Source organism: Paenibacillus agricola (assembly GCF_011440305.1).
In the GTDB taxonomy this organism is placed as follows: domain Bacteria; phylum Bacillota; class Bacilli; order Paenibacillales; family NBRC-103111; genus Paenibacillus_S; species Paenibacillus_S agricola.
The window spans coordinates 214,847-228,869 of the sequence record NZ_JAAOIW010000011.1 but is presented as its reverse complement, the minus strand read 5'-3'; the positions used below and the strand labels follow the sequence as shown (position 1 = coordinate 228,869).

At 37.5% G+C, this 14,023-nt stretch carries 18 protein-coding genes; 14 read left to right on the top strand and 4 right to left on the bottom strand.

Annotated features, from left to right (window positions below; translation table 11 throughout):
• Nucleotides 1-18 precede the first annotated feature (18 nt).
• The gene (locus G9U52_RS26390) at nucleotides 19-1,491 is read left to right on the top strand and encodes a hypothetical protein (RefSeq protein ID WP_166153640.1); all 1,473 of its coding nucleotides are present in this window, start codon (nucleotides 19-21) and stop codon (nucleotides 1,489-1,491) included.
• Between the two features lie 722 nt (nucleotides 1,492-2,213).
• Here G9U52_RS26390 and G9U52_RS26385 read toward each other — a convergent pair.
• Nucleotides 2,214-2,744 (bottom strand): hypothetical protein, encoded by a 531-nt coding sequence (locus tag G9U52_RS26385; RefSeq protein WP_166153639.1) that lies wholly within the window; start codon nucleotides 2,742-2,744, stop codon nucleotides 2,214-2,216.
• Between the two features lie 282 nt (nucleotides 2,745-3,026).
• Between G9U52_RS26385 and G9U52_RS26380 the strand changes: the two genes are divergently transcribed.
• From G9U52_RS26380 to G9U52_RS26345, 8 genes are all read left to right on the top strand, one after another.
• The gene (locus tag G9U52_RS26380; RefSeq protein ID WP_166153638.1) at nucleotides 3,027-3,566 is read left to right on the top strand and encodes a hypothetical protein; all 540 of its coding nucleotides are present in this window, start codon (nucleotides 3,027-3,029) and stop codon (nucleotides 3,564-3,566) included.
• 535 nt (nucleotides 3,567-4,101) lie between these two features.
• On the top strand, nucleotides 4,102-4,572 hold the full coding sequence (locus G9U52_RS26375) for a hypothetical protein (protein ID WP_166153637.1): 471 nt from the start codon (nucleotides 4,102-4,104) through the stop codon (nucleotides 4,570-4,572).
• A 6-nt stretch (nucleotides 4,573-4,578) separates the two neighbouring features.
• Complete coding sequence (locus G9U52_RS26370; protein ID WP_166153636.1) at nucleotides 4,579-4,749, top strand: hypothetical protein; 171 nt, start codon at nucleotides 4,579-4,581, stop codon at nucleotides 4,747-4,749.
• A 366-nt stretch (nucleotides 4,750-5,115) separates the two neighbouring features.
• Nucleotides 5,116-5,442: a hypothetical protein gene (locus G9U52_RS26365; RefSeq protein ID WP_166153635.1), complete on the top strand. Its 327-nt coding sequence runs from the start codon at nucleotides 5,116-5,118 to the stop codon at nucleotides 5,440-5,442.
• Nucleotides 5,443-5,657: 215 nt separating this feature from the next.
• On the top strand, nucleotides 5,658-6,350 hold the full coding sequence (gene radC, locus G9U52_RS26360; RefSeq protein ID WP_243767565.1) for a RadC family protein: 693 nt from the start codon (nucleotides 5,658-5,660) through the stop codon (nucleotides 6,348-6,350).
• A 61-nt stretch (nucleotides 6,351-6,411) separates the two neighbouring features.
• Nucleotides 6,412-7,548 (top strand): GAF domain-containing protein, encoded by a 1,137-nt coding sequence (locus G9U52_RS26355; RefSeq protein WP_166153634.1) that lies wholly within the window; start codon nucleotides 6,412-6,414, stop codon nucleotides 7,546-7,548.
• Between the two features lie 277 nt (nucleotides 7,549-7,825).
• The gene (locus tag G9U52_RS26350; protein ID WP_166153633.1) at nucleotides 7,826-7,975 is read left to right on the top strand and encodes a hypothetical protein; all 150 of its coding nucleotides are present in this window, start codon (nucleotides 7,826-7,828) and stop codon (nucleotides 7,973-7,975) included.
• Nucleotides 7,976-8,415: 440 nt separating this feature from the next.
• Nucleotides 8,416-8,919 carry a hypothetical protein gene (locus tag G9U52_RS26345; protein WP_166153632.1) on the top strand — a complete coding sequence of 168 codons (504 nt, stop codon included), beginning with the start codon at nucleotides 8,416-8,418 and terminating at the stop codon, nucleotides 8,917-8,919.
• A 6-nt stretch (nucleotides 8,920-8,925) separates the two neighbouring features.
• On the opposite strand, the gene G9U52_RS26340 is transcribed toward G9U52_RS26345, so the two are convergent.
• A complete protein-coding gene (locus G9U52_RS26340) occupies nucleotides 8,926-9,279 on the bottom strand; it encodes a hypothetical protein (protein WP_166153631.1) in 354 nt (117 codons plus the stop codon).
• 466 nt (nucleotides 9,280-9,745) lie between these two features.
• Here G9U52_RS26340 and G9U52_RS26335 point away from each other — a divergent pair, with 466 nt between their 5' ends.
• Nucleotides 9,746-9,904, top strand: coding sequence for a hypothetical protein (locus tag G9U52_RS26335; protein WP_166153630.1), 159 nt, complete (start codon nucleotides 9,746-9,748; stop codon nucleotides 9,902-9,904).
• Between the two features lie 53 nt (nucleotides 9,905-9,957).
• Here the strand turns inward: G9U52_RS26335 and G9U52_RS26330 are convergent, their stop codons facing one another.
• Nucleotides 9,958-10,407, bottom strand: coding sequence for a hypothetical protein (locus tag G9U52_RS26330; RefSeq protein WP_166153629.1), 450 nt, complete (start codon nucleotides 10,405-10,407; stop codon nucleotides 9,958-9,960).
• A 178-nt stretch (nucleotides 10,408-10,585) separates the two neighbouring features.
• A complete protein-coding gene (locus G9U52_RS26325; protein WP_166153628.1) occupies nucleotides 10,586-10,993 on the bottom strand; it encodes a hypothetical protein in 408 nt (135 codons plus the stop codon).
• Nucleotides 10,994-11,313: 320 nt separating this feature from the next.
• Between G9U52_RS26325 and G9U52_RS26320 the strand changes: the two genes are divergently transcribed.
• From G9U52_RS26320 to G9U52_RS26305, 4 genes are all read left to right on the top strand, one after another.
• On the top strand, nucleotides 11,314-11,478 hold the full coding sequence (locus G9U52_RS26320) for a hypothetical protein (protein ID WP_207953207.1): 165 nt from the start codon (nucleotides 11,314-11,316) through the stop codon (nucleotides 11,476-11,478).
• A gap of 66 nt (nucleotides 11,479-11,544) precedes the next feature.
• Nucleotides 11,545-11,688: a hypothetical protein gene (locus tag G9U52_RS26315; RefSeq protein ID WP_166153626.1), complete on the top strand. Its 144-nt coding sequence runs from the start codon at nucleotides 11,545-11,547 to the stop codon at nucleotides 11,686-11,688.
• 608 nt (nucleotides 11,689-12,296) lie between these two features.
• Nucleotides 12,297-13,436, top strand: a complete 1,140-nt coding sequence (dnaN, locus tag G9U52_RS26310; protein WP_166153625.1) for a DNA polymerase III subunit beta — start codon at nucleotides 12,297-12,299, stop codon at nucleotides 13,434-13,436.
• 56 nt (nucleotides 13,437-13,492) lie between these two features.
• Nucleotides 13,493-13,936, top strand: coding sequence for a DUF4258 domain-containing protein (locus G9U52_RS26305; RefSeq protein ID WP_166153624.1), 444 nt, complete (start codon nucleotides 13,493-13,495; stop codon nucleotides 13,934-13,936).
• The last annotated feature ends 87 nt before the right edge of the window (nucleotides 13,937-14,023 follow it).

Sequence of the window (14,023 nt, the reverse complement as noted above, 5' to 3'; positions counted from 1 at the left end):
ATGAGGAGGAGAGTTTATATGCGGCAAACTATTATTATCGGTACGGGAAACGAGCAGTTAGATGATTTAATAAAATCTGATTTAGAGGAAGCGGCCGTAGGATCTGTTGTTGCAACTGTGACAACACGAAATACGGTAGTCAAAAGATTTATGGAGACGGAAGCTACTTTGCTTTTTATTGGCGAGGAGCTGGTCGGTGACGAAGGAACGGATGAAGAATGGGAGCGTATTATTGAGGATATAAGGCGAATCAGTATGCAGATTCGTATTGTCTATTTCTGTGATCGGCCAGCTGATGATTTGTTTTTGACAAGATTAACTTATTCTGTTTTCGACATTTTTAACGAGGGGAAACTTCCCCCCACATATTTAGATCAATTAAAAAACCCTCCAGCTTATAAAAATATTGAAAAATTTAGAGGCAAGGTGGCTGAAGCAGCTCAAGAGATTGCTGAAAAATCACGTGAGCAGCGAGCTGAAGAAATTATACGCGAGGGTATCAAGGAGCAGCAGCCTAAAAAGACTAAACCGGCAAAAGAATCAAAAGAATCAAAAGAAGTCATTAAAGAAGTTGTAAAGGAAATTGTGGAGCGGGAAAAGTTGGTTCATGTTTACGAACGTCTATTTGTAAAACCTCAATTGATCGTTATCGCCTCTGCATTCCCAGGAGCGGGCTCATCGATTATTGCACGTATGCTATCCGAATATTTAGTGAATCTGACTCTGCAGGTTGGCGTTTGTGAATCTCCCTACAGTCCATACTCTTATTTTGAGCTCATTCAATGTTCTAAACTCATACGTGAGTTGAAGAGTGAAAACGAATGGAGGAGTTGGCACCGACAAATCCTTGAAGATGAGACGATTGAGATTGGTACGGAACTTATTACAAAAGGTGTTGGATATATAATTAAACATCGTGATGATGTACTGGATAACTGGGATATGATGCACACCGCCCATTTAGTAGGTTTTGCAAGGCACTATCCGCTTCTCGTTTATGACATGAGCACAGGGATATCTGATGAGCGGGAGAAAATCATTCTTCGGCAAGCGAATAAGGTTATCTTGGTAAGCGGTTATGACCCGCTCCGGGTGAATCGAGACTATAAGCAGTATGAAGAGACCCTTCGTACGATTCGGGATAAAGTGATCGTGATATCTAATAAATCCACAACTTGGCTACATAAGGAAAATGAAGAGGGACTTAAGAAGGCATATGGCGTAAATCGTGTTTACCCATTACCTGTTATTCCCGCTATGCCAGACATATATATGAGTGGTGAATCTTTCTGGGACAGTGCTTTTATCAAAGTGGATACCAGGGAACAAGTCAAGTCTGTATTTGCTGAAATAGCTGAGGAACTTCTTACATCCGATCTAATCAAGAAACTTATAAACAAAGATAAACAAGGATTCATGAATAAAATTATTAATAAATTTAGAAAAGACCGGAAACAACCGCCTGCAGAATTAGATGATAGTCCAGCTTAATATTTAACCAGCTGCTTTTACCATACCTGGTAACGTTACTAATCTAATATTCTGATAAGTACCTGCATGTACACAAAAAATGCTTATAACCAGCATCCTTTACCTATACTTCCTTGTCCAAAACGATTAATACAAACAAAAATTAAAATGGAAACAATCAATTATCAATATGGAAGCATGATGAATTCGGTGATCGGGAAGTGCTTTTCCATATGATGCTATTGAAAATCAATATGAATTCATTTCTGTGTCCGCGGATACTTCAATCAATAATCCAATGAATGCATTTTTATTGAGAAAAGGATTTACTTTTAGATAGAGTTACCTTCCGAAACTAAAATCAATTAAAGGACGTGTTATATTGCTAAAGGATTGGAAAACTGCAGTAAAAGGATTCTTAGAAACTAAAACGGTGGAGGAGTTGAAATTAAAGAGTTCTCTCCTTACCGTTATCTCTCATACATATATTTACAATAACTTGACTCCTCCACCAGAAAAGGAATTACTCGAATTTATCGATCTTCACATAGCTTCTTTGGAAACAAATTCGCAATAACTTAACCTAATTGACTATAGTAATCGGATCCCGGTCAAATACTTTTTTCACTGAGAAGCTACTGGAGAGTTATACCGGCGATGCCGCCGCATTAAGATTCAACATTGGGGAGTGATTGAGCGTCTAAAACTTCGGAAAGCTGCTTAGGCTAAATCCAGAGAGCAGCCTAATCCCCATTGATCAAGGTTCTTGATAGTGTTTGAAAGTTACCAATGACAGTCCCAGCATACCCTATACCGGCTCGAACTGCGTCTTCTTCTCCATACTTTTTTATCAGGTAATTTAAATCCGACCAAGCTTGTTGTATTTGTACTCGCTCTTCTTTACTGAAGTAGTCAAACAGAATATCATCATCAAAGATGGGTTCTCGTGGAATCAATTTAAAGGAATCCCAATCGATCACTGTTGGCTTCTTTGCAAACGGTGAATCAACTTGATATTTTCCGAGGACAGCATTAGCTACATCGTCACATGTTTTTGCTAGTCGCTGTTTGTACTCATTTTGCCGCTCATTCTTCATTTCTTGTTTCTTTTGTTGTTCTTCTGCGTAACGTTGCTTATTGATAGCAAGATTCTCGATGGCTGTTGCTGCATTTTTCTCAGCAGCTTTTGCACTCCTATGGGAATTCCTGAGCGCATATAAACTAACGATGAGTGCAGCGAAAGAAATTACATAGCTTATCCAATTCCAGCTCATAGTGTTCAATCACCTTTATTCAAGTTTTACATTGATTATACAGAATTTTAAATAAACCGTACATTAGTGTCCAGGAATCTTATACCATGGTCGACTAAACATATTTCAAAGCAATTAATCGTCTTTTCGTCCCTTTCGTGGAAAATAGTTACTATTTAATTGTATAATAGTCATGAATAAAAAAATGAAGAAATTAGGTGAAAATGATAGGAGTTTGACTTTTTATGTAGACATAGATAAAAGTGGGATAGCTTAATCGATTTGAGGAGGGCATATGTAGTTGTGTTTTTTGTGAATAAAGTTAAACAATATATGAAATTATTGTGTACTTGTTACCTGCGTCTGGCTGGCCAATCCTTAGATGAAATCATATTGAATAGTCTTTTAATAATTATCGCAGCAGCTTATCATTATATATTATTTGGTGAATGGGTAGGGATTTTCCATAACACATTCCTTGTTGTATTTTTATTTGAAATGTTTATACTTCTCCGTGCTATTTATTGGATTATTCGATATGGACGTAGAAAAAAAATATATGGATATCTTCGTCCTGATAATACAATTGAAATTCACATTGGTACCGCTCGTGTCAACTTTGAGTTTACTCTTATTAAATCAATTCGCTATGCTCAAAAAAATGGGCATTTAATCGAATATACTTCCGCATATTTATCATATGGGGAATTAATGCATCGGTTTGGGCACGCAGTAGTATCGGTGAAGCCTATTAGTTTACTAGCTAGGATTATCAATTCGATATTGGCTGAATCTTTTATGGGTAATAATGCTTCCTATAGCGTAGCCCATCCACTAAATTAGTATTGGATCCAAATAAATTGTTAAGAAAATAGTATCAATGTTTTTGAAGCCGCTAGTACATACCAGTTTAAGGTCATTGATGTCCGCCAAGCAATTTATATAGTTCAAACCCAATTGATGATTGCCAGCATTTATCGTCGTATGCTAAGATGACAGTGTACATTCACATTGATTAACTCTTGTTAATCGTTACACTCGAAGATAAAAGCCCTAGTGGCGGTATGGATTCCTTGGGATAGATATGTCTATTTCAAGAAGGATCACCGGCACGGGGTTTTTTTTGCGCGTTACGGTGGGATGGATTCAAAGGATTGATAAGGATGATTAGGAAAGTAGATTGTGTTGTAGGGTTAATAAAAATTATTGTATGATGAAATCCAATTTTTTAAGAAAAAGAACTAAAGTGCTGCGTGGCTATTACTCATTTCAGTTAAGCCTTGGGTATCAAATGTGCATTTATAGGCCGAGCAGGACCTTTTGAGAACAAATGAGCAATCACGCGGTTAAAACTAATTTGACTACAGGAGGAAATGGTTTGCTGTTACATAATGATAGTGGTGAATCTTATCCGGTCTCCTTCCTATCCCTTCAGCCTTATGATGTTGAGACACAGATGCTTGATTGGGAGAAAGCATTTGATTGGAAGATTTACTTCGGACGCCCTCATTTTGAAGTTTATAAGATGGTTGTTTCTGGTAATGATATCTTACAGGGAGCTATTGCCTTGGAACGAAAAGAAGATCATATCTATGTTCACCTAATAGAGAGTGCGCCACGCAATCGCTTTGATAAAGTATTTAAGTATGTCGGATTGAATCTTATCGCATTTGCTTGTAAGCGAAGCATGGATCTTGGCTATGGTGGGTTTGTATCTTTGCATTCCAAAACGCGTCTGATTTCATACTATCAGAGAAACATGTTTGCTCAGCACATAGGTGGAGGAACTATGATTATAACGGAGTCTTCTGCAAAAAGGCTTGTTATGTTATACTTAGATGAGGGGTGATTGCTTATGAAGAAAAATTTCCCGCGTGAAGATCTTGATGATGTTGCCCGCCGTTTCGCCAATGGACACTATGTTCAACAGTCGCATCCGGGGCAGAATTCAGAGCGTGATAAGATGATTAGTGAAGCTATTGCTAAAATTAAAGCTGAAAGAAATAAAACTAAGGCAACTAGATGATAGTATGACTACTCGTAGTTATCGTACAAGGTTGCTGCAGGCAATCATCGAGAATTACAAGGATGGGTTGATGTCTCTCCCTCCGCTGAAATGACTGATGGGATGATCTCGAATGTTATGAGAGATGGCAGAGCACAGATGATTGAGTAACATTGTCGTGCTTTTGTCCAGAAAGCAATAAATGAGGCAAGTGCACATATGAATCGCATTGATAACAGGGGAATCCTAGCTTGATTGGGTTCCTCTTATATTCAGCTACTTTTTCCATCAAACAAGGGACTAAATTACTTGATGGCATATTACTGACATGATAACAATATAAAAAATCTTGAGAATACTTACTAGAAGGGTAGGATGTGGGTGTACATGTCTACAATGGTGCACTTGAATCCATACGATAAAGCGGTTCTAGATGGAATATTGTCGGATACTCGCATTCCGAAGACTGAAGCTAATAAGGTATTCAAAAAGTATTACCCATTGGTGCTGAATATCTATTGTAAAGAGGTAGAACCAGAAAAATATTCAAGCATGCTTCGTGGTATTTATTTAAAAGGTTTGAACGCAGAAGAAGTATTAAAAAGAACATTGGGTGTAAGAATGATTAAAATGTATTCCCGGACTTGTGATCATAATAAAAAACATATTGTCAGTGCTACTAATAGCGTGACACATGCTAAGTATTCTTCATGAGAGTAAGTTCCATTACACTGTTTATGGGTTAATTTTAAGTAACTATCAAATAATCGTGGTTAGTTTAACACAGAAGAATAGTAACTAAAAACGTATAAAGTGAAAGAGCCGCGGCATTGCCGGGGCTCTTTCCTAATATTTCAATACAACTTCAATAATATCCCTATGCACAGGGTGAACTAATAAATCCCCCTGTGCAATCAAGGGGGCATTCTATGGAGGTTAATAAAATGATAAACTCAATATTATTATTAAATCGAACAGCGATTAAAGAAGTCAAGACTGTTTTTTACAGGAGTTGCGATACAAATAGATTAACTGATAAGGATCTTCTAATTTTGATATTGGAACCTTTAATCGGTAATCAATCACTCTCAACAGTTGCGGACGACATTCTTCAAAAAGGGCTACCCTATTTAGCGACTCTTTCTGAGTTTGAGTTATCTACATTGTTCGGTTTAACTGAAACTCAAAGCTTTCATTTAATGTCGGTCTTTGAGATTGCACGGCGAATTCATGGAGCTTCACCGGATGAAGAAATAATTATTCGTAGTCCCAAAGATGTAACAAAAATGCTTTGGGATATCACGAGCCTAGACAAAGAGCACTTCATAGTCATTTACCTAAACACTAAAAACAAAGTGATTGGACGAGAGACAATATCCATTGGATCTCTTAATGCGGCGGTTGTGCATCCAAGAGAAGTCTTTAAAGCAGCTATTCGAAGAGGAGCAGCTTCTATTATTTGTGCCCACAATCATCCCAATGGTGTACCGGATCCATCCTCTCAGGATATCGAACTTACAAAACGATTAGTGGAAGCTGGGGAGATTGTTGGTATTGAGGTTCTTGATCATGTTATAGTTGGCCAGACCACTTACAGTTTTAAAGAAGATGGGAAAATTTAATTTGGAAGTCACCAAAAAAGAGAAAATTAATAAATGAAATAATTGGGAGGAGCATCATACTATGGAAGCGCAATTAAAACCAAATCAAGAGGAAGATTATAATCTAAACCCTGAAAAAGGACTTGGAATTAGGATGTTTTTTGCATTTATCATTGCATTTGTTCTATTGGCCATAACACTGTTTGCATTCAATGCAATGATAGATACTGCATTCTCTATATTAATCGTAAAGACATATTCGATTCTTAATGATATTATGAGCTTCTTATTTGTATTAAATGGAAGTTTTAACACAAAAACAATATTCATTGCATTTATCTTTTTGTTTTTTGCAGGATTAGGTATGTACCATTATCTGGGTAAATGGGCGCTATGGTTATGCAGCCGGGACAAGGAGCGAGGGCAGCTCTATTCTTGGATGCCAAATTTTCTCTATCATGAATATGCGGTAGAAAGATACAAGCTGTCAAATAAAGAAGAGGAAATAAAAAAACTTCAAAAAGATATGGCAGCAATTGAAGCTGAAAAAAACATTACTGGTCTCCTACTTGATGAGATGCGGAGATCTGTTAAAAATTCTCTCCGAGACCGCAGGTTAGTGTTAAACTTGGATAACCTGATCGGGAAATGTTATAGTATGGCTGCTAAATCATTCACGCTTAAAGATCATGAACCGTACCGATTAAATTTATTTTTAAACAGTGTTTGTGCAGAGATTTGCAGTACTACTATGGATAGCAATAATAACAAGCATGCCTACATATTTTTAAGAGATTTTACTGAAGAAAAGATGGAACTTGTTGGTGAATGTAGAAGTGGAAGCAATCTCAGCGGTGATTTGGAATTTGAAGAGGGAATCGGGTTTGTAGGTCGAGTATGGCAGAAAAAAGAAAAAATGCTTTACACAGACATCGATACTCAGGCACATGATATAATTGTAAAGCAAGGTGAAAGAAGGTATAATAGCATTGTAGGGGTACCGATACTTCATAATACAGAAGTTATCGGCATTGTTGTCGTAGCCTCTCAATTAAAGGACGAGATAAGTGAAGTTGATTATGATAATATTGAAAGATATCTGAATATCATTCAATTAAGTATTTTAATTGAACTATCTTACAGAATTAAAAAAGGTGGTGATGAGTATGCAATCCTTTATGAACTTATTTCGGAAAAGACGTTCTTTGGAAGAAAATAATCTGGATCAGCTTCTTAAATTGACTTTAGAACTTCGGAGCATTAATGACAATCGAAACATGGACAGTGATCTTCGTTTAAAAAGTGTCTTGGATATTGCGAATAAAGCTAAAATTGCTATCTCGGATAATAAACCAAATAATAAACCAAGAAAAGTTTTAGCCCATAGCCATAGTTGATGATAAAACCCAACACTTGTTGTTGGGTTTTATTTTACATGTGTACCCTTGAGCGTTAATTTCGTAAGGTATACTATTTAGCCAAAAGGGGTAGTGTCAGTGAGAAGAGAAGATGGAAAGTTGATCGGGAGCAAATCCCGTTTGGGTGAAGATGCATTTCCTTCATTACGTGAGAAACAGGAAAAGATTATGAAAGACGTAGAGCGTATTTTAAAAAAGACAATAAAACGTAGTCAACGAACTGGTTAAGAGTAAGGTTAAGTAGATTCCTCTCTAGATTTTTCGAGTTCGAACATGATCGACGCACGTTGCTGAGGGGTATGGGTTAAAAGCAAGAAAATGCTCCGTGTTCGTCCGACTGAAGCGTGACCAATACTCTACACATGCAATCAACAGCGGGCATATTCTCTTTATCTTACTTTTAAGGAAGCTGGCGAGCCCCCTCTGATCGAAAAAATCTTTATGAACCCCTACACTGACAAGGACTCAACACAAGATAAACACTCGAACTTTGATATTATCAAAACTTTCCTGATAGGTTGTACTGCTTGTGGGCGTAGAATGGATAAAGATTGAAAATATGGTATGTATAAATCGGATGCACCAAGCATTCCTCTTTGGGATAGAGACCAACTTAACGATTGATGCTGTTCCATAATGTATTTTGATGAATAGGGGAGTCCTAAGGAATGAGTAAATTAGATGATCTTCTTTTTACTTTGGATATTTGTAAAAAATCTCTTCCGGTTGATGCGCATGCTTTTCATTATGAACGCTTGAATGAAATCGAAAATATACTAAAGATGGAGTTTCTGGAACCCAAGGACTCCAGTAAGCTTAAGCGCAAGAACATATTAGACCATCTAATGACCAGTGATAACTTCTCACAACCACTAAATGATTCAGAAGTGTTGAACCATTTATTGTTCCTGATAGCCATGTTAAAATTAGATGATCTACCTAAAATGAATAACTTACCTAAATATTTATTAGGTTTAGTAAAGAGTGCACAAAAACACTGTGTAGAAACTTGTATTGATCAAATAAGTGGTAATCAAATATTTCCAGCCTATATTCAATTGTATGAATTCATTCAGGGAAATGACGCACCATTTACAAACGAAGAAATAAATATTTTAAAATACTTAGTTGATTTGCTTAAGGATAAGCTACTTAAGAAAAAACGGGGATAGTTTTTGTCAGTCATTTGGTTGCTCTCTTACCCGGATGGCGCTGTTTTCTGATTCGTGAAATTGCTTCTCATACAACGAATGTTTCAAGTAGGTGCTATAGTAGCGGTTAACCTTTTTAATATAGTACCATCGAACTTCATGATCGGGAATCCAAATTCCCTTTTTTTTAATCTCGGTCAGCGTCTCCTCTAACACTTGTTCCCTTTCTAGGCGTGAAAGCATTCGACGCTGTTTTTGCATCTGCGTTATGCTTTTCTCACGGAGTAAGGTAGCAATCCATTCCCGTTGCTTCAATTTTAAAGCAGAAAAACTTTTATTCGTTTGCAGCAAACGGTCATTGACCCAAACATGATTTTTCAACTCTTCATCCCCCTGCTCAAGTAGTCCTTCTCCCTAATTATAAGTCAAGAAATTATTCGGATCTACAAGAAAGATAACTTTATATTCCAAATTTGCAGCATGATTGCTGAACAGTTACAGACAACAAGAGACACGGAGTGAGTTCCGTTTTTATCCGCCTCTTCGGTTTTGTAAGAAATGCAAAACCAATTGCGGAATCTGGATGATACTCATCAAAGAAACATTCTATCCTTCGCGATCAAGTTGAACAAATACGATTTACTTAGTGAAAAATGGATGAAACTATTAAAGAACAAAAGAACTTTATTGAATCATGTGAAAGGTTCGAGCTTAATGTATTAGTTAAAATTAAGCGAGGAAAGGTGTTTTACTCCTTTCCTCGCTTTTGATATTATCTTTTAGTAGTTTAATATGTTATTCATTAGACCATACTGGGTTTATTAAATCTCAGAAAGTAGTGATTCTATTGAAAGAAAGAAAAGGACAATTGATTAAAGGCGACTTTAACCGGCTTCCCTCTTACAAAGAGCAGTTAGAAGAAATAATGAAAAAAGTAGAGCAGCATGATCAAAGTATGGCTAAAGCTAAAAAAACTATCAATGATATCTTAAATAAAAAAAATTAAGGGCAGCACGTATAAACCTAAATTATCTAGAAACAATGGCTAATAGTAATGATTCATTCCGATAGTCTATCAATGAATACGCCCATAATCTCTCTATGGTCTTTCGTTCGGATTTCATGAACTATATCCCGAAGCAAAATCGTGACTATCTCTTCAACGGTCATAAAAAAGTTGGGATCATTAAGATTCAAATCCAATAATAGAAAGTTCATTCTACGCATTGCCTTTGGATGGATATGAAATGAAATTATTTTGTATTTCTGCCGCGGCTGGGAAATCTTGCTTTCAACTAAAACCCACCTGTTCTGTGATGTTTGTTTTAAATCACTTTGAATAGACTTCAGGTATTTATCTTGCTTCGCCTGCAGCGTATTTGCTAAACTCGCTAATGGAAGCCCAATGCTAATCTGTTTAAGAAAATCGGCTAATAGAATGGAAGTGAGTCCGTTGAATGTAATTGAACATTCTCCTTCTGTCGCATCGTAAATATCATCTAAAAACACACCTAGTCGCGAATATTCAGCGAATGGGATTTTAACTAATATTTCTTCGTATTATAGTGGCTTTTCAGTCTTCGATCCAAATAAAGAGGATATTAGCTGCCAAGTTAGATTCTTATGGTCCTCAATATGGGGCGTATCTGAAATTAACGGAAGCTTTGTTGCCTCGTGTTTTAACATATTAAATACTATCCTCCTTGAATGGAATTTCTAATGAAAAGTGGATCAAGCGGTAGACCATTTGACGCTCAGAAACATCATAATGGATTGCTAATTCTGCAATGATCTTGTACCATTCTTCTGTAGGTTTAACATGCATATACCTTCTTGTGTCTTCATATGGGTAACTGGGTATTCTCTGCTCTCGCAGTTGCAAGGCTAACATTAATAGATGTGTGCAGCAAGCAGTCTCGGTCAATTTCAAATGCTTTCCAATGCGCCTTAACCTCATTCGTTCATCTGGAGTTACCGGAAATCGTATGTCATGAAGTTTATCCGAACGAGTCTTTCTCTCTTTCTTTAATGGATCCTTCACCTTCTTATGAACATTTTGATTTCTTGCTTCTTCTATAATTTGATTTATGAACACCCATATTCCCCCCTGTTACATTTTATGAGCTCATTTATGAGTTTATCTCAGGACCACTTGACCACTTGACCACTCCTTAGTAGAAGTTATGAGTGGGGGAGAGGATATATACACTTTTTCAATAATAATCTATTAGGAGTGATTGATAATGAATACGAAGCAAAAAAGTCTCAAGGAACTGGCAATTGAATTTTGTAAACTTGCCCAAAAAACCCAAAAGGGATTAATGGTTCGGGAAAAGCCAAAACCACACAAGTGAATTATGAATTCCTAAGATTCCAGACCTCAGAAAAATGAAAGGATAAAGTTCCTGTCGGCTAGTGATCCCTGGAGCTTTTTTGTGTTTCTGGAATAGGGATTACCGATTTTTATCTATATTAGTTACGAGATACGGTGTATATCGTGGTATGAAAATTATTGCCGGGCTGATCGTGCCGCATACGGTAGCCGTGCTGCTGAATGAAATGAGCAGAGAATTGGGTTAAACGGCAATTCATTATCGGCTAAAGCCTGCCAAGGGTATGCGCTGCTTAAAGCCTCATTAAGAGAAGGTGGAGGATGCTTTAGCACTGCCTGGCAGTCTCGTTGCAGATGTTGGAAACGGTGGGGAAGAGATTACGCTTACTGGGGAGGACAAACAGGTGGAGGCGTTCGTCAAGTACAGCACCTACCACAAGGAAAAATCCAAGGCTTAGCAGGCAGACAACAGCAGATCGACAATTGGACCTGAAAAAACGGAAAGCGGCTATGAAATCCGCGATCACCATTGCCGAGTCCAAGCTGTGGGAGTTGCCCACTCAAACCTTCATGCACGAAAGCAACAGGCAACCGGGAAGTAAAAGTCTCAAGTACATGAGTGGTCGAACAAGAAAGTGTGTTTTAGGGATTCCGGCGGTCCTTGCTTCGTTGTTTACCTAAAGTAAGCTTGGAGGTAGGTTGGCTTTCGCTTGCCCACGAGGTAGCAGTTGTGACTAAAAACGAAAAAAGGATGGGCAGAAATAATCTTCTGTTCAACCTTCGATTACGGATATGGCTCTTCAAAATTATGAATTCCTTATATCGAGTTAAGTAATTAATTGGTAGAATGATTGCCAGCATTAAAGATCATATGTTAAAATATACATGTATAATTTCATGTTGATTAACTCTTGTTAATCGTTACACTCGAAGATAAAAGCCCTAGTGGCGGTATGAATTCCTTGGGATAGATATGTCTATTTCAAGAAAGGATCACCGACACGGGGCTTTTTTTGTGCGCGTGTATGTGAAATTAAAAACACCATTTTAGGGAGATGAAGCTCGTATGGAAACAACAGTTAAAGCAAAAGTGATTAAATTTACTGTAAAGGATGTAAAAAGGTTCACGGACAAGGTAACTAGCATTGCTGAAGCATGCTCTACAACCACGACCATTCCTATTCTTAGCTGCATGAAAATTGATGTCAAAGCTGGAAATGTAGTGTTTACAGGTGGAGATGGTGTCATAACGACATGCATAGGAGAAAGAGACCTATTTTCAACTGAACATGATGCTTCATTTGCGGTACCGGCGAAGTTATTTGCTGAAATTATTCGTAAATTGCCCGCTGGTGAGATGAAACTCACAATGAAAACAGAAAATTTGTTATTGATTGAAGCAGGAACAGCAAAATTTGATCTTGCAATATTAGACGCGAAAGAATACCCATCGATCACATTTGACCAAGAGATAACAAGTACATTTACGATTCCTGCTCAAACTTTAGTAGCTTCATTTAGGAGTACGATGTATGCTGCTGCAACAAAAGTAGAAAATCTAATTGGAGTTAATATGCAAATCGAAGCTGGTGAGACAGATCTAAAGCTGACGGCAACGGATCGGAATCGTTTGTCACGTTCATTGATCGAAAATGTGATATCAATTCCCTTCAAGGAAACTCTTTCAATAGCTTCCTGCAAGGAGATTGTACGTATTTTTGATGGATTTGAAGCGACCTTAAAAATGGAAGTATCTAAATCTGCTATTTCAATATCAGGTCCAGGTATCAAATTGATTACAAAAGTGCTGGATCAACCTTTTCCTGATACCGATAAGCTAATTCCTCGTGTATTTGAAATTGAGACTACTTTGGATAAGGATAAGTTGGAAGGAGCCTTGAATCGAGCAGCGGTTTTTGCAAAAGACAAAAAAATGGCGATTTTTACTTTAGATAATGATCAAATAACAATTGTTAGTAAGGCAGAAGTAGGGCAGGTTATGGATGTTTTGGAGGATTGCAAGACTGAAGGGAAGGAATTGCGCATAGCTCTTGATGTCTTCTATTTGTTGGCCGCATTGAATGTAATTAGTCAAAAACGAGTGCGGTTATCATTTACAAGCCCAGTTACACCTATGATCATTAGGCCGGCGGATGATGCGATTAAAACACTCGGTGTATTAATCCCTATGAGAATAAGGGAATAAAAAGTTTTGCAAGCTGAGGAGCGGGCTTTGGTCTAAAGACTTAGGAGGTGACAGGGATGAACTGCAAAAATGAATCACGTTGCAAACAAGTTTCAGAAGAACGCTTTTCCCGTATGGAGAGACATCTTGACACAGCTAATAATCGATTAAATAAATTTAGAGATGCTTATGAGCTCGGTATAGCAGATTTGGCTTTTGATGATCACGCGGAATTTCGGGTGCTTTGGCGTGCTTTTTCAGAGAGCCAAGTTCTCGAAGCTGTACTCAAAGGTGAGATTATTGAAAGCCGTTTTAAAAATGGTGAGTATGGCTTTCTGATTTGGTACAATATCAAATTAGCTGCGCGCCAATACCGGCCGATGCATGTATCTGTTACTATGTTGGAAAGTAACCCAAACTTCATGATAATTACGACGGTCTATGATCCGAGATCAAAGGAATGGGTGTGGACTGAAAATTATACACGTCGGATTTGTTTATGTGACACCAGGGAGCAGTGAGGCGGGTTCTAAAGGAAGTAATATTGATCAACAAAACAATTTTTGCACGTGCAAAAATTGTTGAGCTACGGTATAATGAGCGTACAA

Coding starts and splice junctions, on each gene's coding strand:
- G9U52_RS26385 (WP_166153639.1), bottom strand. CDS start 2,744: ATGAGCTGGAATTGGATAAGCTATGTAATTTCTTTCGCTGCACTCATC.
- G9U52_RS26345 (WP_166153632.1), top strand. CDS start 8,416: ATGAGTAAATTAGATGATCTTCTTTTTACTTTGGATATTTGTAAAAAA.
- radC (WP_243767565.1), top strand. CDS start 5,658: ATGGAGGTTAATAAAATGATAAACTCAATATTATTATTAAATCGAACA.
- G9U52_RS26370 (WP_166153636.1), top strand. CDS start 4,579: ATGAAGAAAAATTTCCCGCGTGAAGATCTTGATGATGTTGCCCGCCGT.
- dnaN (WP_166153625.1), top strand. CDS start 12,297: ATGGAAACAACAGTTAAAGCAAAAGTGATTAAATTTACTGTAAAGGAT.
- G9U52_RS26390 (WP_166153640.1), top strand. CDS start 19: ATGCGGCAAACTATTATTATCGGTACGGGAAACGAGCAGTTAGATGAT.
- G9U52_RS26305 (WP_166153624.1), top strand. CDS start 13,493: ATGAACTGCAAAAATGAATCACGTTGCAAACAAGTTTCAGAAGAACGC.
- G9U52_RS26355 (WP_166153634.1), top strand. CDS start 6,412: ATGGAAGCGCAATTAAAACCAAATCAAGAGGAAGATTATAATCTAAAC.
- G9U52_RS26365 (WP_166153635.1), top strand. CDS start 5,116: ATGTCTACAATGGTGCACTTGAATCCATACGATAAAGCGGTTCTAGAT.